Source organism: Mesorhizobium sp. B2-3-2 (assembly GCF_006442295.1).
In the GTDB taxonomy this organism is placed as follows: Bacteria; Pseudomonadota; Alphaproteobacteria; order Rhizobiales; family Rhizobiaceae; genus Mesorhizobium.
The window spans coordinates 183,932-200,582 of sequence record NZ_VFWA01000007.1 but is presented as its reverse complement, the minus strand read 5'-3'; the positions used below and the strand labels follow the sequence as shown (position 1 = coordinate 200,582).

General features: G+C 65.9%; 13 protein-coding genes. 9 read left to right on the top strand and 4 right to left on the bottom strand.

Annotation, left to right across the window (positions count from 1 at the left end):
• Positions 1 to 21: 21 nt before the first annotated feature.
• The 7 genes from FJ964_RS18540 (at position 22) to FJ964_RS18510 (ending at position 8,916) form a co-directional block, all read left to right on the top strand.
• The gene (locus FJ964_RS18540) at positions 22 to 1,110 is read left to right on the top strand and encodes a pyridoxal-phosphate dependent enzyme (RefSeq protein WP_140551729.1); all 1,089 of its coding nucleotides are present in this window, start codon (positions 22 to 24) and stop codon (positions 1,108 to 1,110) included.
• Between the two features lie 12 nt (positions 1,111 to 1,122).
• Entirely contained in the window at positions 1,123 to 2,607 is a 1,485-nt protein-coding gene (locus FJ964_RS18535; RefSeq protein WP_140551728.1) for an aspartate aminotransferase family protein, read from the top strand.
• A 48-nt stretch (positions 2,608 to 2,655) separates the two neighbouring features.
• On the top strand, positions 2,656 to 3,012 hold the full coding sequence (locus FJ964_RS18530; protein ID WP_140551727.1) for a hypothetical protein: 357 nt from the start codon (positions 2,656 to 2,658) through the stop codon (positions 3,010 to 3,012).
• 114 nt (positions 3,013 to 3,126) lie between these two features.
• The gene (locus tag FJ964_RS18525) at positions 3,127 to 3,498 is read left to right on the top strand and encodes a hypothetical protein (RefSeq protein ID WP_140551726.1); all 372 of its coding nucleotides are present in this window, start codon (positions 3,127 to 3,129) and stop codon (positions 3,496 to 3,498) included.
• Positions 3,499 to 3,605: 107 nt separating this feature from the next.
• Positions 3,606 to 4,232 carry a CDGSH iron-sulfur domain-containing protein gene (locus tag FJ964_RS18520; protein WP_140551725.1) on the top strand — a complete coding sequence of 209 codons (627 nt, stop codon included), beginning with the start codon at positions 3,606 to 3,608 and terminating at the stop codon, positions 4,230 to 4,232.
• A 309-nt stretch (positions 4,233 to 4,541) separates the two neighbouring features.
• Positions 4,542 to 6,581, top strand: a complete 2,040-nt coding sequence (locus FJ964_RS18515) for a hydantoinase/oxoprolinase family protein (protein ID WP_140551724.1) — start codon at positions 4,542 to 4,544, stop codon at positions 6,579 to 6,581.
• A gap of 163 nt (positions 6,582 to 6,744) precedes the next feature.
• Positions 6,745 to 8,916 carry a malate synthase G gene (locus FJ964_RS18510; protein WP_140551723.1) on the top strand — a complete coding sequence of 724 codons (2,172 nt, stop codon included), beginning with the start codon at positions 6,745 to 6,747 and terminating at the stop codon, positions 8,914 to 8,916.
• A 56-nt stretch (positions 8,917 to 8,972) separates the two neighbouring features.
• Here FJ964_RS18510 and FJ964_RS18505 read toward each other — a convergent pair whose 3' ends face one another.
• The 4 genes from FJ964_RS18505 to FJ964_RS18490 form a co-directional block, all read right to left on the bottom strand.
• On the bottom strand, positions 8,973 to 10,505 hold the full coding sequence (locus tag FJ964_RS18505) for a YifB family Mg chelatase-like AAA ATPase (protein WP_140551722.1): 1,533 nt from the start codon (positions 10,503 to 10,505) through the stop codon (positions 8,973 to 8,975).
• A gap of 185 nt (positions 10,506 to 10,690) precedes the next feature.
• Positions 10,691 to 11,632: a glutathione synthase gene (gene gshB, locus FJ964_RS18500; RefSeq protein ID WP_140551721.1), complete on the bottom strand. Its 942-nt coding sequence runs from the start codon at positions 11,630 to 11,632 to the stop codon at positions 10,691 to 10,693.
• A gap of 73 nt (positions 11,633 to 11,705) precedes the next feature.
• Positions 11,706 to 12,080, bottom strand: a complete 375-nt coding sequence (locus FJ964_RS18495; protein WP_140551720.1) for a GtrA family protein — start codon at positions 12,078 to 12,080, stop codon at positions 11,706 to 11,708.
• Positions 12,081 to 12,084: 4 nt separating this feature from the next.
• Positions 12,085 to 13,095 carry a glycosyltransferase gene (locus FJ964_RS18490; protein WP_140551719.1) on the bottom strand — a complete coding sequence of 337 codons (1,011 nt, stop codon included), beginning with the start codon at positions 13,093 to 13,095 and terminating at the stop codon, positions 12,085 to 12,087.
• Positions 13,096 to 13,258: 163 nt separating this feature from the next.
• Between FJ964_RS18490 and FJ964_RS18485 the strand changes: the two genes are divergently transcribed.
• Both FJ964_RS18485 and FJ964_RS18480 read left to right on the top strand, forming a co-directional pair.
• Positions 13,259 to 15,055 carry a GtrA family protein gene (locus FJ964_RS18485; protein ID WP_140551718.1) on the top strand — a complete coding sequence of 599 codons (1,797 nt, stop codon included), beginning with the start codon at positions 13,259 to 13,261 and terminating at the stop codon, positions 15,053 to 15,055.
• Between the two features lie 153 nt (positions 15,056 to 15,208).
• Positions 15,209 to 16,558: an EAL domain-containing protein gene (locus FJ964_RS18480; RefSeq protein WP_140551717.1), complete on the top strand. Its 1,350-nt coding sequence runs from the start codon at positions 15,209 to 15,211 to the stop codon at positions 16,556 to 16,558.
• Positions 16,559 to 16,651 lie beyond the last annotated feature (93 nt).

Genomic DNA, 16,651 nt, shown 5'->3' with positions numbered 1-16,651 from the left:
ACACAGACGAGGAGACCACACATGTTGCAGCAAGCAAGAATCAGAACCACGGCCGGCCGCGGCCGCCTGTTCGACAGCATTTTGGACACGGTCGGCGACACGCCGGTCATCCGCATCAACAATCTCGGCCCGGCCCACGCGACGATCTACGTCAAGGCCGAGTTCTTCAACCCGGCTGCCTCGGTGAAGGACCGGCTGGCGCTCAACATCATCGAGGAGGGCGAGCGCAGCGGCGCGTTGAAGCCGGGCCAGACCATCGTCGAGGCCACCAGCGGCAACACCGGCATCGGGCTCGCCATGGTCTGCGCGCAGAAAGCCTATCCGCTGGTCGTCACCATGGCCGACAGCTTTTCCGTCGAGCGCCGCAAGCTGATGCGCATGCTGGGCGCCAAGGTGGTGCTGACGCCGCGCGCCGAAAAGGGTTTCGGCATGTACAAGAAGGCCGTAGAGCTGGCCGAGGCCAATGGCTGGTTCCTGGCGCGACAGTTCGAAACCAGGGCCAACGCCGCCATCCACGAGGCGACGACGGCGCGCGAGATCATCAATGATTTCGCCGGCTCGCGGCTCGATTGCTTCGTCACCGGCTACGGCACTGGCGGCACCGTCGTCGGCGTGGCGCGCGTGCTGCGCCGTGAGCGGCCGGATGTCCGCATCATCCTTTCCGAGCCGGCCAACGCCCAGCTCATCGGCAGCGGCAAGGCGCAGCAGCGCGGTGCCGACGGGGCGCCCGCCGCCAGCCACCCGGCCTTCGAGCCGCATCCGATCCAGGGCTGGACGCCTGATTTCATCCCCAACGTGCTGCAGGAAGCGGTCGACGCCGGCCTCTATGACGAGGTGATGCCGATCGCCGGACCCGAAGGCATCAAATGGGCCAAGGCGCTGGCGCAGAAGGAAGGCATCTTCACCGGTATTTCCGGCGGCGCCACCTTCGCCGTGGCACGGCAGGTCGCCGAGAAGGCGCCGGCCGGATCGGTGATCCTGTGCATGCTGCCCGACACCGGCGAACGCTACATGACGACGCCGCTGTTCGACGGCATCGATGCCGAGATGGACGCCGACGAGACGGCGCTGTCGCGCTCGACGCCCGGCTGCCAGTTCCCGGCGACTTGACGGGAGGCTGTCATGGACGTCGCGCAGGAAACCCTTGCCACTGTGGCCGAGGAGACGCTTGACCCCTCGGACTGGGCCGATGTGCAGGCTTTGTCTCACCGGGTCATCGACGATGTCGTCGACTATCTGCGCGACGTGCGCGACCGTCCGGTCTGGCGGGAGGTGCCGGCAGACGTGAGGGAGGTCTTCGCTGCACCCCTGCCGCGAACCCCGGCGCGGCTGGCCGCCGTCTATGGCGAGGTTTCCCGCACCGTGATGTCATACCCGATGGGCAACATCCATCCTCGCTTCTGGGCCTGGTACATGGGCTCGAGCAACTTCACCGGCGCGCTCGGCGATTTCCTGGCGGCGATCCAGGGCTCCAACCTCGGCGGCGGCAACCATGCCGCCGGGCTGATGGACTGCCAGGTCGTCAACTGGTGCAAGCAAATGCTGGGGTTTCCCGTCTCGGCCAGCGGCACGCTGGTCAGCGGCGGTTCGATGGCCAACCTGATCGGGCTGACGGTGGCGCGCAACGTCAAGGCCGGCATCGACGTGCGCGAGCATGGCGTTGCCGCCATCGAGAAGCCCCTGCGCTATTATGGCTCGGACCAGCTCCATTCCTGTCACCGCAAGGCCATGGAGGCGCTCGGCCTCGGCAACCGGGCCTTGCGGCGAATACCGACCGATGCCGGGCTGCGCATCGACATCACTGCCTTGCGAGCGGCAATTGCCGAGGATCGCCAGGCGGGCTTCAAACCTGCCTGCGTGATCGGCAATGCCGGCACCGTCAACACCGGAGCGATCGACGACCTGCGGGCGCTTGCCAAACTGGCGCATGAGGAAGAGCTCTGGTTCCATGTCGATGGCTGCATCGGCGCCCTGGTCGCGATCGCCCCCCAGAACGCCCATCGGGTCGCCGGCATCGAATGGGCCGATTCGATCGCGCTCGATCCGCACAAATGGCTGCACGCACCGTTCGAGGCCGGCTGCGCCCTGGTCAGGGACGCCGTCGCCCATCGCCGTACCTTCGCCGTGACCCCCGAATATCTGGAATCGACGCCGCGCGGTCTCGCCTCCGGCGAATGGCTGCATGACTACGGCTTGCAGACGTCGCGCGGCTTTCGCGCGCTCAAAGTATGGATGGCGCTGAAGGAGCATGGCGCCGACAAATTCGGCCGCCTGATCGACCAGAACATCGCGCAAGCGGCCTATCTCGCCGGACTGATCGAGGCCGAGCCGTCGCTGGTGCTGATGGCGCCGACCACGATCAACATCGTCTGCTTCCGGCATCGGCTTGCCGGGGCGTCCGGCGAGGAGCTTAAGCGGTTCAACACGGAAATCATGCTGCGTTTGCAGGAACAAGGCATTGCGGCACTGTCGGACACGACGGTGCATGGCCAGCATTGCCTGCGCGTGGCGATCACCAACCACCGGACCCGGCGCGACGATCTTCACCTGCTGGTGCGGGAAACGCTGCGGCTGGGACGCCAGATCGCGGCGGAGGCGGCTTCCTAGTTCGCGGCGGCCATGCGATTCTGCCGGCATGATTCGAAAGGTCCAACCGTGACGCTCTTTCGCACGGCCGCTGTCGCGGCATTGATCTTCACCACCTCGGCCGGGGCGGCCGACATGGCTTTCTTCGTCAAGAACCAGCGCGGGCAGGCCGTTGCCGTCGAACTGTTCAGCCGCGACCGCGAAACGGTCTGGCCGGGCGACGACAAGGTGTTCCTGTTCGATCCCGGCTCACGCAAATCGGTGCCGATTTCGTGCAATGAGGGCGAACGCATCTGCTACGGCGCGTGGGTCAACGGCAACGACGCCATCTCGGCCGGCGTCGGGCCGGACAACGACCGGCCCTGCGACGATTGCTGTTTCATCTGCGTGGACCATTCGACCGAGACCGTCGACCTGGTTGAGTAGGCCAATCTCCCCAAAATTAGTCCGGGATTGTCGCGGTCGACCCCTTTAGCGATCGGTGGCCCCGTGCAATGCCCGCAGGGCGGCCGGGTGGGCCGTTTATTTTTGGGGGATATCATGTTCTACGCCTATGCGCGCCGTTCGCTGGCCGCGCTGTCTCTTGCCATGCTGCTGGTGCCGTCGGCCCGTGCCGGCGACGTCACTTTCGCCATCAAGAACAGCCATCCCAATGCCATGCGCCTCGAGCTCTACAGCCAGGACCGCGACTATGTGTGGCCGGGCAACGGCAAGGATTTCTACCTCGACGACGGCGAGACCAGGCAACTCCCGGTCTCCTGCGACGAGGGCGAATCGATCTGCTACGGCGCCTGGGTCGACGGTGACGAAGGCACCTATTGGGGCGTCGGCCCCGGCGACAAGGAAAAATGCGACGATTGCTGCTATACCTGCAGCGGCGGCGAGACCGAGGAGATCGAACTGGTTCCCTGACCGGCTTGCCAGCTTGACGCTTTTCCTGCCTGGGGCATAGCCTGCAAGAACAGCACCCAAAGCACGCCGCATCCGGGCGGCGTGTGTCAGGCAACAGGAGCAAGGCGATGGCGGGTCCGGTCGAGGGCGAGAAGATCGATGTCGGCTTTGCCGGCCGGCGCTGCATCCATTCGCGCAATTGCGTGCTGGGCGATCCGCATGTCTTCGTGCCGAACGCGCCGGGAGAGTGGATCCATCCCGACGCGGCCAGCGTCGAGAAGATCGTCGCCATTGCCGAAAGCTGCCCGTCAGGCGCCATCACCTATGTCAGGAAGGATGGCGGGCCGCAGGAAAGGCCGCCGCTGGTCAACACCGTGCGCATCAGGGAAAATGGCCCGCTGGCCGTCCACGCCGAGATTATGCTCGACGGCGAGACGTTCCACCGCGCCACGCTCTGCCGCTGCGGCGCGTCGCAGAACAAGCCGTTCTGCGACGGCAGCCACAACAAATCAGGTTTTGCCGCCACCGGCGAGCCGGCGCTGAAGGACACGCCGGCGCTGGACGCGCGCGACGGGCCACTCAAGGTAACGCCGACGAAAGACGGGCCGCTCAAGCTCGAAGGCAATATGGAAATCGTCACCGGCACCGGCCACACGGTCGACCGCACGCAACGCGCCTTCCTGTGCCGCTGCGGTCATTCCGCGAACAAGCCGTATTGCGATGGCTCGCACAAGAAGGTCGGGTTTGTGGGGTAGCCAATCGCGGAGGTTGGTGCGAGGCACCCCCCTCTGCCCTGCCGGGCATCTCCCCCTCAAGGGGGGAGATTGGCAACTTGAACGCCGGCGCTCCTTCTGCAACGTTGGCGATTGGCGAAAGCGGTTGCGACATCTGATCTCCCCCCTTGAGGGGGAGATGTCCGGCAGGACAGAGGGGGGCGCCTCGCTCCGGCCCTCAATAAATCCTCCGTCGCGCCAACGCTGCTTCCCTTGGCCCAGCGCTCGCGGCTTTATCGGCCGGCCGCTATCGGCTAAGGGCAGGTAGATAAATGCGGGCCATCATCAGAAATGACCAAGACCAAGCCAAAACCTCTTTTCCTCGGCATCGACACTGGCGGCACCTACACCGATGCCGTGCTGTGGTCCGAAACCGAAGGCCCGCAGAGCGGGCCGAACAAGGGAAAGGTGCTGGCCAAGGCCAAGGCTCTGACCACCAGGCACGATCTCGCCGTTGGCATTTCCGGCGCCGTCGACGCGGTTCTGGAAAAAGCGGTCACCGATCCTGCCGCCATCAAGCTTGTCTCCATGTCGACGACGCTTGCCACCAACGCGCTGGTCGAGGGCCAGGGCGGCCGCGTCGCGCTTGTCATGATCGGCTTTTCCGAGGCGGACCTTGCCCGCGATGGGCTGAAGGCGGCGTTGGGCACCGATCCGGTCGTGTTCTGCCCTGGCGGCCACGATGTGCACGGCAACACCGCCAAGCTCGACCTGTCCGGCCTCGAGGCGGCGCTGCCCGAACTCGGCGGCTCGGTCTCGGGCTTTGCCGTCTGCGCCTATTTCGCCACCCGCAACCCGGCGCACGAGATCGCCGCCCGCGAGCTGATCCGGGAGAAAACCGGCCTGCCGGTCACCGCAAGCCATGAATTGTCGGCCAAGCTCGGCGGCCCGCGCCGGGCGCTGACGACGCTGCTCAACGCCCGGCTGATCTCGATGATCGACCGGCTGGTGGCGGCGACCGAAGGCTTTCTCGAGGCGCGCGGCATCGCGGCGCCCCTGATGGTGGTGCGCGGCGACGGCGCGCTGGTGTCGGCGGCGTTTGCCCGCCAGCGGCCGATCGAGACCATTCTCTCCGGCCCGGCCGCCAGCCTGGTCGGCGCGCACCACATGACCGGGTTGGAAAACGCGGTGGTTTCCGACATCGGCGGCACCACCACCGACGTTGCCGTGCTCGACAAGGGACGGCCGCGGCTCGATCCGGAAGGCGCCACCGTTGGCGGCTTTCGCACCATGGTCGAGGCCGTCGCCATGCGCACCTTCGGCCTCGGCGGCGATTCCGAAGTGGCGTTGGAAGACGGCGCTCTCAATCCCAGGCTCCTGCTCGGACCGCGCCGGCTGGTGCCGCTGGCGCTGGCCGGCATGGTGCATCGCGAGGCCGTTTTGGCGGAACTCGAGCGCCAGCTGCGCGCGCCGAACACCGGCCGCATGGACGGCCGTTTCGCGATGCGCACCGGCGTGCCCGACCGTCTTGCCGCCGGGCTGACCGCCCCGGAAGCAAGGCTCTACGAAGCGATCGGCGCAATGCCCTTGCCTCTCGACAGGCTTTTGACCTCGAATGCGCAAAACGCCACCTTGAACCGCCTGGTGTCGCGCGGGCTGGTGCACATTTCAGGCTTCACCCCATCGGATGCGGCGCATGTGCTTGGCAAGCAGGCGAACTGGGATGCCGCCGCCGCCCGCCTCGGCGCAGAGCTGTTCGCGCGCAAGCGCGACGGCCGCGGCCAGGCGATCGCGGCCTCTCCCGAGGCGATCTCGGAGCGCGTGCTGGCGGCGCTGACGCGCTGGTCGGCCGAATATATCCTCGAAACCGCCTTCGCCGAAGACGGGCTCGACGGCGCGGCCACCGTTGCGCATGCGCTGGTGCAGCGCGCCGTCGACGCGCATCCAGGCATTGCGCGCCTGAGCGTCGCGCTCGACCGGCCGGTGATCGGCCTCGGTGCCTCGGCGCCACTGCACTATGCCGGACTGCCGCCATTGGTCGGCAATGACTGCGTGGTGCCTGATGACACCGATGTCGCCAACGCGCTCGGCGCCGTGGTCGGCCAGGTCCGGGTATCGGCGGAGGCGCGCGTCAGCCAGCCCAAGGAAGGTCTGTTCCGTCTTGCCTCGGGCGAAACCGTGCGCGATTTCCTCGACGAGGCGGCGGCGATCGCGGCCGCCGAGGCCGATGTACGCGCCATCGCGGCGCAGCGCGCCAGGGATGCCGGCACCGACAGCGCCGAAATCGATGTCGCGACCGAATTCCGCGTCTCCACCGTCGAAGCCCAGCGCATGTTCATCGAGGCGCATGTGGTGGCGGTGGCTTCGGGCAGGCCACGGATCGCGGTGTGATGGAGAGTGTAATCTCCCCTAGTTGGGGGGAGATTGGCAGCGTCGCCGCCGGCACCAAGCCTAAAAACCGCGCCTAGCTGCCCTGCCTTCACCCTAAGCTGAATTGACCCTGCACTCCCAACATGCCAAAGGCGCGCGAAAGCCTTTCATCTGGAGCAGCCTGATGACCGATCGCGTCGAAATCGCCGGATTGCGGATCGCCCGCGAACTCCATGACTTCGTTGTCAACGAGGCCGCTCCGGGCACCGGCATCGATCCGGATAAGTTCTGGAACGGCTTTTCGGCCATCGTCCACGACCTCGCTCCGAAGAACCGGGCACTGCTGGCAAAGCGCGACGCTATACAGGAAAAGCTCGATGACTGGTATCGCGCCAATGGCGCGCCGGTCGACCTGGAAGCCTACAAAACCTTCCTGAAGGAGATCGGCTATCTCGTCCCCGAAGGCCCGGCCTTCTCGGTGACGACCGAAAAGGTCGATCCCGAGATCGCCGTCGTCGCCGGACCGCAGCTTGTGGTGCCGGTGATGAATGCGCGCTATGCGCTCAACGCCGCCAATGCCCGCTGGGGCTCGCTCTATGATGCGCTTTACGGCACCGACGCGATTCCCGAGACGGACGGCGCCGGGAAGGGCAAGGGCTTCAACCCCGCGCGTGGTGCGAAAGTCATCGCCTGGGCCAAGGACTTTCTCGACCAGTCGGTGCCGCTCACATCGGGCAAATGGGCCGGCGTCAACGGCCTTTCGCTGGCCAATGGCGCGCTGCGGCTCAGCGCCGGTGCCGGCTCGACCACGCTTGCCGACGTCAGGCAGTTCGTCGCCTATCGCGGCGACGCCGCCAACCCGCAAGCCGTGCTGCTGGTCAGCAACGGCCTGCATATCGAGATATTAATCGACCGCGACAACCAGATCGGCCGCACCGATCCGGCCGGCATCGCCGACATCATCCTGGAATCGGCGCTGACCACCATCCAGGACTGCGAGGATTCGGTCGCGGCGGTGGATGCGCAGGACAAGGTCGTCGTCTACCGCAACTGGCTCGGCCTGATGAAGGGCGACCTCACCGAAGAGATCACCAAGGGCGGCCGGACCTTTGTCCGCAAGCTCAACCCCGATCGGTCCTACACCTCGCGCAATGGCGGCACGGTGACGCTGCCCGGCCGCTCGCTGATGCTGGTCAGGAATGTCGGCCACCTCATGACCAATCCGGCGATAACGGCCCGCGACGGCAACGAGGTGCCGGAAGGCATCATGGACACGGCGATGACCGCGCTGATCGCGCTGCACGATGTCGGGCCGAACGGCCGCCGCGCCAATTCCCGCGCGGGCTCGATGTATGTCGTGAAACCCAAGATGCATGGACCCGAGGAAGTTGCCTTCGCCGTCGAGATCTTCGATCGCGTCGAGGCCCTGCTCGGCATGGAAAAAAATACCATCAAGATGGGCATCATGGACGAGGAGCGGCGCACCACCGTCAACCTCAAGGAGGCGATCCGCGCCGCCAGGGAGCGCGTCGTGTTCATCAACACCGGCTTCCTCGACCGCACCGGCGACGAGATCCACACCTCTATGGAAGCCGGCCCGATGATCCGCAAGGGCGACATGAAGCAGGCTGCCTGGATTTCCGCCTACGAGGCCTGGAATGTCGACACTGGGCTGGAATGCGGGCTTGCCGGCCACGCCCAGATCGGCAAGGGCATGTGGGCGATGCCCGATCTGATGGCGGCGATGCTCGCCGAGAAGATCGCCCACCCCAAGGCCGGCGCCAACACCGCCTGGGTGCCTTCGCCGACCGCGGCGACGCTGCACGCCACCCATTATCACAAGGTCGATGTCCACGCCGTGCAGGCGGCGCTGAAGAGCCGGCCGAAGGCCAAGCTCGACGACATCCTGTCGGTGCCGGTCGCGGTGCGGCCGAACTGGTCGCCGGCCGACATCCAGGCGGAGCTCGACAACAATGCGCAAGGCATTCTGGGCTATGTCGTGCGCTGGATCGACCAGGGCGTCGGCTGCTCGAAAGTGCCCGACATCAACGATGTCGGCCTGATGGAGGACCGCGCCACGCTTCGCATCTCCTCGCAACACATCGCCAACTGGCTGCACCATGGCGTCTGTGCGGCCGACCAGGTGATGGAAACGATGAAGCGCATGGCGGCGATCGTCGACCAGCAGAACCAGGGCGACCCGCTCTACCGGCCGATGGCCGCCGATTTCGACGGCTCCGTCGCCTTCCAGGCCGCCTGCGACCTCGTCTTCAAGGGCCGCATCCAGCCCAACGGCTACACCGAGCCGGTGCTGCACGCGCGGAGATTGGAATTGAAGGCGAAGGGAGCGGCCTGAACCGGAGGGTTGGAGCCGGCGGGCGTTCCGTTCCCCTCCTCTCGAGGGAGAGCGCGCTACGCCGCCTGCGCCACGCGCTCCGAGCTCATACGATAGGAGATCGCTTCGGCCAGATGAATGCGGCCGACGGTCTCGCTGGCGTCGAGATCGGCGAGCGTGCGCGCCACTTTCAGCACCCGGTGGTAGGCCCGCGCCGAGAAGGCAAGCTTTTCGCTGGCGTCCTTGAGCAGCGACAGGCCCGCTGCGTCGGGCATGGCGATCTCCTCGATGACCGCCGGCGCGCAATGCGCGTTTGTGGTGGCGCTGGTGACGCCGAGCCGTTCGAAGCGCTCGCGCTGGAGGGCGCGGGCACGCGCCACGCGCAGCGCCACGTCGGCGCTCTTCTCCGCCCGGTCGGGCCGGATCAGGTCGCTGGCCGAAACCGCCGGCACCTCGATCCTGAGATCGATGCGGTCGAGCAGCGGGCCCGAGATGCGGGCCTGATAGTCGGTGCGACAGCGCTCTCCCCGCAGGCAGCGATAGCCGGGCTCGCCGGCCATGCCGCAGCGGCACGGGTTCATCGCCGCCACAAGCTGGATGCGCGCCGGATAGGTGACGCGATGGTTGGCGCGAGCGATCATGCAGTCGCCGGTCTCCAGCGGCTGGCGCAACGCGTCGAGCGTCTGCGGTGTGAATTCGGGAAATTCGTCGAGGAACAGCACGCCGTGGTGCGCAAGTGACACTTCGCCCGGCCGCGCCCGGATGCCGCCGCCGACCATCGCCGCCATCGAGGCCGAATGGTGCGGTGCGCGGAACGGCCGCCGGTCGGTCAGCTTGCCTTCGCCGAGCTCGCCGGCGACAGAGGCAATCATCGACACTTCGAGCAATTCCTTCGGCGCCAGCGGCGGCAGGATCGACGGCAGCCGCTGCGCCAGCATCGATTTTCCCGAGCCGGGCGGGCCGACCATCAGCAGATTGTGCCCGCCGGCCGCCGCCACTTCCAACGCCCGCTTGGCGGTTTCCTGGCCCTTGATGTCGGCGAGATCGGGCAGGTCGCGCGCCGCGGCATGGATGCCGGCTTCGGGGCGCGACAGCACCTGCGTGCCGCGGAAATGATTGGCGATGGCGATCAGGCTGCGCGGCGCGAGTATGTCGAAATCCTTGCCGGCCCAGGCGGCCTCCGAGCCGCAGGCGAAGGGGCAGATCAGGCCCTTGCCTTCAGAATTAGCCCCAATCGCCGCCGGCAGGGCGCCGGCGACCGCCGCAATGGTGCCGTCGAGCGAGAGTTCGCCAAGCACGACATAGCCGGCCAGCATGTCGCCCGGAATGGCGCCAAGCGCCGCCATCAGGCCGAGCGCGATCGGCAAATCGTAATGGCTGCCCTCCTTGGGCAGGTCGGCGGGCGCCAGATTGACCGTGACCTTCTTGGACGGCATCGACAGGCCGGAAGCATGGAGTGCCGCCTGCACCCGTTCGCGGCTTTCGGCCACCGCCTTGTCGGCCAGGCCGACAATATGCATGTTGACCTTGCCGGGCGCGATCATCACCTGCACGTCGACCGGCACGGCCTCGATGCCCTGGAAAGCAACCGTGCGAACCCGCGCAACCATGTTTTGCCCCCGGATCTGGGCTTGCCCCAAGCCTTTTGCAATCAGGCCGCGAAGGGCCTGGGCCGGAGACAATCACAGTTCCTCGGCTAAATCAAGAACATTACAGGAACATGCAATCGCTTAAGTTGCGGTCCGACTGTCTCCGGTTGCAAAAACGGAACATGGTTAATACAAATTGAAAACGGCTATTTCCGCTTGGCCTCCACCGCGTCCCAGAACAGGCTGGCGATGTCGGCGCCGCCGAAGCGTTGGACTTCGCGCACGCCAGTCGGCGAGGTCACGTTGATCTCGGTCATGTAGTCGCCGATGACGTCGATGCCGACGAGGATGAAGCCGCGTTCCCTCAGTGCCGGCCCGATGCGGGCGCAGATCTCGCGTTCGCGCTCCGTCAGTTCGGTCTTCTCGGCGCGGCCGCCGACATGCATGTTGGAGCGGGAGTCGTGCTCGGCCGGCACCCGGTTGATGGCCCCGACCGGCTCGCCGTCGATCAGGATGATGCGCTTGTCGCCCTTGCGCACATCCTTCAGGTAACGCTGCACGATGTACGGCTCCCGGAACATCTGGCCGAACATTTCGAGCAGCGATGCGAGGTTGCGGTCGGCCTCCAGCAGGTGGAAGATGCCCGCACCACCATTGCCGTAGAGCGGCTTGACGATGATGTCGCCGAATTCCTTGCGGAAGGCGGCGACCTCCTGGGGATCCTTGGTGATCAGCGTTTCCGGCATCAGGTCGGAAAACTCGGTGACGAAGATCTTTTCCGGGCTGTTGCGCACCCACGCCGGGTCGTTGACCACCAGCGTCCTGGGGTGGATGCGCTCCAGTATGTGCGTGGTGGTGATGTAGTTCATGTCGAAGGGCGGGTCCTGTCTCAGCAGGATCACGTCCATCTCCGACAGGTCGGTTCGCACCTTCTCCCCCAGCGAATAGTGGCTGCCCTTCTCGTCGCGCACCTGCATCTCCTCGATGCGGGCAAACACCTTGCCGTCGCGCAGCGACAGCCGGTCGGGCGTGTAGTGGTAGAGCTGATGGCCGCGCCGCTGCGCCTCCAGCGACAGCGCGAAAGAAGTGTCTCCGGCGATCGACACGGTGGAGATGTGGTCCATCTGGACGGCGATTTTCAGCTTCATGTCAGGTCCCCAGCACGGTCGATGAGAGAGCGATATAAGGGTCCCGGCGCCTTCTGCCAATCGGGCCACGCCGCTAGCGGTCGAAGACCAGCCTGGAATAGCCGAGGAAGGACACCGCCATCGCGGTCAGCGAAGCGAAAGCAAGGGCGGTCAATGGCGGGGTTGTCGGCAGGACGACAAGGATGGCGCAGTAGACCAGATAGTTGGCGATGCTGGTGGCGATGCCGACGCCGCCATAGCGCGCGCCTTCCCGCACCAAGCCGCGGCTCGACGGCGAGAAGGTCAGATGCCGGTTTATCTGCCAGGTGACGCAGAGTGCAAAGCCGATGGACAGCATGCGGGCGCTGAAAGGGCCGAGCGGCGTGACCGCAAGCAGCAGCCAGAGGGCGGCAGCGTCGGCGACGAAGCCGATGCCGCCGGCAAAGAGGAAGCGGATGAGACGGCTCACCGCTTCATGCGGCGCGAGGCGTCTTGCCTGGGCCGGCCTTCGCGGCAGTCGGCTCGCTGGCGCGCTCGCGCCGCTCGATGCGGCCCGAAGGCATCGACAGGTAGAAGATGCGCTTCTGTTCGGCGCGGCCGCGCGACACCGAATCGAGGATCACGCCGGTCACACCAGCCAGCATCGAGAGCAAGAGCAGGCCGACCGACAGCACCCATGTCGGCATGCGCGGCACCAGCCCGGTCTCGGCGAATTCGACCAGCACCGGCGCCATCAGGAACAAGCTCGACGCCAGGAAGACCAGGGCGAAGGCGCCGAAGAAACGCAGCGGCTGCGTTTCCTTCATCAGCATGGCGAACATCCAAAGGATCCTGGCACCGTCGCGAACGGTCGAAAGCTTCGACGACGAGCCGTCCGGCCGCTTGCCGTAATCGAGCGCGATCTCGCTGACGGGCAATTTGAGCTGCGAGGCATGCGCCGACATTTCGGTCTCGATCTCGAAGCCGCCGGAGACGGCGGGGAAGCTCTTGACGAAGCGCCGGGTAAAGACGCGGTAGCCCGAGAATATGTCGGTGAAATCGCTGCCGAACAGCCCTTTATAGAGGCTGTTGAAGACGCGGTTGCCGAAGGCATGGCCGGTCCTGCCGGCATGGTTGGTGACGCCGCGCCGGGTGCCCACCACCATGTCGGAGCGCTCCGTCAGAAGCGTGTTGATCAATTGCGGCGCGTCTTCCGGCGCATAGGTGCCGTCGCCGTCGGCCATCAGGTAAATGTCGGCGTCGATGTCGGCGAACATGCGCCGCACCACATTGCCCTTGCCCTGGCGCGCTTCGCGCACCACGATGGCGCCGGCCGCGCGGGCGCGCAACGCGGTCAGGTCGCGCGAATTGTTGTCGTAGACATAGACCGTCGCCAAAGGCAGCGTCTCGCGGAAGCGCCGCACCACCTCGGCGACCGTCAATTCCTCATTGTAGCAAGGCAGGAGTACGGCAATGGTGGGTTCGTAGCGAAGCTCTTGCGGCATTTTCCTCTCCGGGTGCCTCGCCGCCACGCGCGGTTCGCGCCAAAGTCAGGCGCGTTCAGGCGGTTTTACTATTTATTGAAGCCGTTAAGGCTAGGTTTAAGGCCGGACTGTACGAGTGTCGATTGGCCGGAAAGGCCCGGCATTCCTGCTAGAGGCGATGGGGATGAGCACAGCCAGTAACGGCGCTTCCACCTGGAAGGCCGACATCGCGTTTGCGTTGCTTGCCACCTTGCTGCTGCTGGCGCTCGATCGCTATGCCGGATTCCCGCAACTGGCCAACCCGGCCGGCGACAATGACAGCCTGCTGCAACTGGTGGAGGTTCGCGACCTCCTGGCCGGCCAGGGCTGGTTCGACCTGCACCAGTACAGGATGGGGCTGGAGGGTGGCTTCGTCATGCACTGGTCGCGGCTGCTCGACGCCCCGCTGGCGCTCGGCATGCTTGCCCTGTCGGCCCTGACGGGCAGTACCGCTTTGGGCGAGCAGGTCGTGCAGGTGCTTTGGCCTCTCCTGCAATTCTGGCTCGCGCTGTTCTCCATCATGCGCGCCGCGCGCGCTTTCGCCGGCGAGCACGCGGTCCTGCCCGCTGCGGTGGTCGGCGGAGCGGCTTTGTACTATCTCGGAATCTTCTCGCCCGGCGCACTCGATCACCACAATGTCCAGCTGATGCTGACCTTGGCCGGCCTGGCTTTGCTGCTTGAAGCACCTCGCCACCGGCCCGCCGCCCTGTTTGCCGGCGCGTGCGCCACCCTGGCATTAGCGATCGGCATGGAAAGCGCCCCCTATGCTGGAACCCTCGGCGCCGTCGTCGCCCTGCTGTTCCTCGTCAGCGGTGCCGGCGAAAGGCTGATCGCCAGGGATTTTGGCTTGGGCGTCACCGCCGTCTCGGCCCTTGTTTTCATCGCCACCATACCGGCTTCGGCATGGGGGCAGGCCCAATGCGACACCTTCTCGACCGTGCAGTTCGTGGTTGCCGCGCTTGCCGGCGCCGGCCTTGCGGTCATCGCCTCATGGCGGGCCGCCAATGCGACGTACGGCCGTCGCCTGGTCTCGCTCGGCCTGCTGGCATTCGTGCTTATCCTTGTCGTGATGTTTCTGTTCCCGCAATGCCTGGCTGCCCCCTATGCGGACCTCGACCCGCGCCTCCAGCAGATGTGGCTCGGTCATATCGACGAAGCGCAATCGATATTCCAGCTCGTCGCGGCCGATCCGGCCAGGGCGGTGGCGCGCTTCGCGACGCCGCTGGTGGCGATCATCCTGATGGCGCTGCGCCTCGGCAAGGGCGGCTGGCGGCGGCAGGACAGTCTCGTCGGGGCGCTGCTGCTGGTGGCTTTCCTGGTCAGTGCCTGGGAGGTCCGCGGCTCGACCTTCTCCATCGCCTTCGCGGTGATCCCGCTTTGCGCCTGGATCGCCAAATGGCGGCAGCGCGCCGAAAACAGTCCGTCCGGTGGCTCCGTGCTCCGTATGGCCGCAGCCTGGCTGATCTCGGTCAATGCAGTTTGGTCCAGCGCCGCCGAGGCGGCATCGAATGCCTTCCAGACCGGTACGGCCATCACGGACGCCGGCATCGATGCACCTTGCAACAGCAAGGCCTCGTTCGCCGCGCTCGCCCGCATGCCTCACACCACGGTGCTGGCCGTCTCCAATCTCGGCTCGCCGATCCTGGCCTTTACCCGCCATCGCGCGCTCGCTGGGCCCTACCACCGCAATGTTGCCGGAAACCTGCTCGTATTCGATGCCTTGCTGGGCTCGGCTACTGACGCGAAAGCCGTCGTGGCAAGCCATCGCGTCGGGATTGTCGCGCTCTGCCGCGGCAACCCCGAAACGAGGCTTCTCGCAGCCAAGGCGCCTGACGGCTTTCTGGCCGGGCTGATGCATGGCGGCGTGCCGGATTGGCTGGAACCGGTGGCGGAGACCCAGGGCGCGCCGCTGGAGCTCTATCGCGTTCGCCCCGCCGGTTGAGAATCCGCGTGAGCGACGACGCCCTTGAGCCTGGACGGCTTTGCGGAGAACAACGCGCTTTAGCGGCGAAAAATCGATTTTCCCGATACGTTTCCTAAAGGGTTTGCTGCCAGTCTCGGGCATAAATTCCGACTTCGAGAAACAGGGACACCGATGCAAACTTCGTTTGGCACCGGTCAGGCAAACAGGGAGAGCACGGATCTGGCATTCACCGATCCGTTGACCGGGCTTGGCAACCATCGCCGCTTCTTCGACAAGGTCGATCGCCTGATCAGCGACCGTGCCGACGATCCCGCGCCCTTCACCGTCGGCATTCTCGACCTTGATGGCTTCAAGCCGATCAACGATCTGTTCGGCCACAAGGCCGGCGACGACATCCTGATCCAGGTGGCGATGCGGCTGCGCGCCTCGATGGACGGCCATTCCACGGTCTGCCGCATCGGCGCCGATGAATTCGCCTTCCTCTACCCGCTGGTGTTCTCAGAGGAGGCGGCGGCCGAAAAGTCGCGCATGCTGATCGAGATCCTATCCGCCCCTTACGATGTCGGCGAGCGCACCGCCAGGCTGTCGGCCTCCGTTGGTTGTTCGCTGTTCTATTCCGGCGACGAGACCACCGAGATCCTCATCAACAAGGCCGAAACGGCGCTTTACCATGCCAAGCGGTCCGGCCGCGGGCGGGTCGTCGTTTATACCCGCGAAATGGAAGAGGCGGCCAAGCGCGTCACCCGCATCGAGCAGGCGCTGCGCCGCGCCGTCTCGGCCGGCGAGGTTGAGCCGCATTTCCAGCCGATCGTCGACCTCGCCACGCGCCGCACCATCGGCTTCGAGACGCTGGCGCGCTGGACCGACCGCGATCTCGGCTCGGTACCGCCGACCGTCTTCATTCCGATCGCCGAGGAGCGCGGCATCATCGGCCCGCTGTCGCAGCTGGTGCTGCGCAAGGCGACCGAGGCGGCGAGGAGCTGGCCGAAGGACCTGTTCCTGTCCTTCAACCTGTCGCCCTCGCAGCTCGTCGACCAGAACACCGGCTTGCACATACTGGCGATCCTCGACCGCACCGGCTTCGATCCGCGCCGTCTGGAGATAGAGATAACCGAGACCGGCCTGATGAACGATCCGGCCTCGGCCGCGCAGATCGTCGAGGACCTGCGCCGCGTCGGCATCCGCGTTTCGCTGGACGATTTCGGCACCGGCCAGTCCTCGCTCGGGCGGCTGCGCGAATTCCATTTCGACAAGCTCAAGATCGACCGCGCCTTCGTCTCCTCCATTCTGGATGACCGCCCGTCGGAGCACATCATCCGCGCCATTCTCGCAATGTGCGAAGGGCTTGGCATGGATGTCGTCGCCGAAGGCATCGAGGAAGAGGCGCAGGCCGACCGGCTCGTCCAGTTCGGCTGCGCCGGTGGGCAGGGCTATCTGTTCGGCAAGCCGGCCGACGCCGACGCCACGCTCGGCTATCTCCGCGACTCCTTCCGTGGCGCCCTGCGCGCCAAGGCGATCTGAACGGCGATCGTCCGTCCCGATCGAGGTCCAGGCGTGCCCGTGCGCGGCCTCCAGGCTTTTTGTCAGACATAAGGCGGAAAATCCGTCTTTTCG

Coding starts and splice junctions, on each gene's coding strand:
- FJ964_RS18540 (WP_140551729.1), top strand. CDS start 22: ATGTTGCAGCAAGCAAGAATCAGAACCACGGCCGGCCGCGGCCGCCTG.
- FJ964_RS18535 (WP_140551728.1), top strand. CDS start 1,123: ATGGACGTCGCGCAGGAAACCCTTGCCACTGTGGCCGAGGAGACGCTT.
- FJ964_RS18525 (WP_140551726.1), top strand. CDS start 3,127: ATGTTCTACGCCTATGCGCGCCGTTCGCTGGCCGCGCTGTCTCTTGCC.
- FJ964_RS18520 (WP_140551725.1), top strand. CDS start 3,606: ATGGCGGGTCCGGTCGAGGGCGAGAAGATCGATGTCGGCTTTGCCGGC.
- FJ964_RS18515 (WP_140551724.1), top strand. CDS start 4,542: ATGACCAAGACCAAGCCAAAACCTCTTTTCCTCGGCATCGACACTGGC.
- FJ964_RS18510 (WP_140551723.1), top strand. CDS start 6,745: ATGACCGATCGCGTCGAAATCGCCGGATTGCGGATCGCCCGCGAACTC.
- FJ964_RS18505 (WP_140551722.1), bottom strand. CDS start 10,505: ATGGTTGCGCGGGTTCGCACGGTTGCTTTCCAGGGCATCGAGGCCGTG.
- gshB (WP_140551721.1), bottom strand. CDS start 11,632: ATGAAGCTGAAAATCGCCGTCCAGATGGACCACATCTCCACCGTGTCG.
- FJ964_RS18490 (WP_140551719.1), bottom strand. CDS start 13,095: ATGCCGCAAGAGCTTCGCTACGAACCCACCATTGCCGTACTCCTGCCT.
- FJ964_RS18485 (WP_140551718.1), top strand. CDS start 13,259: ATGAGCACAGCCAGTAACGGCGCTTCCACCTGGAAGGCCGACATCGCG.
- FJ964_RS18480 (WP_140551717.1), top strand. CDS start 15,209: ATGCAAACTTCGTTTGGCACCGGTCAGGCAAACAGGGAGAGCACGGAT.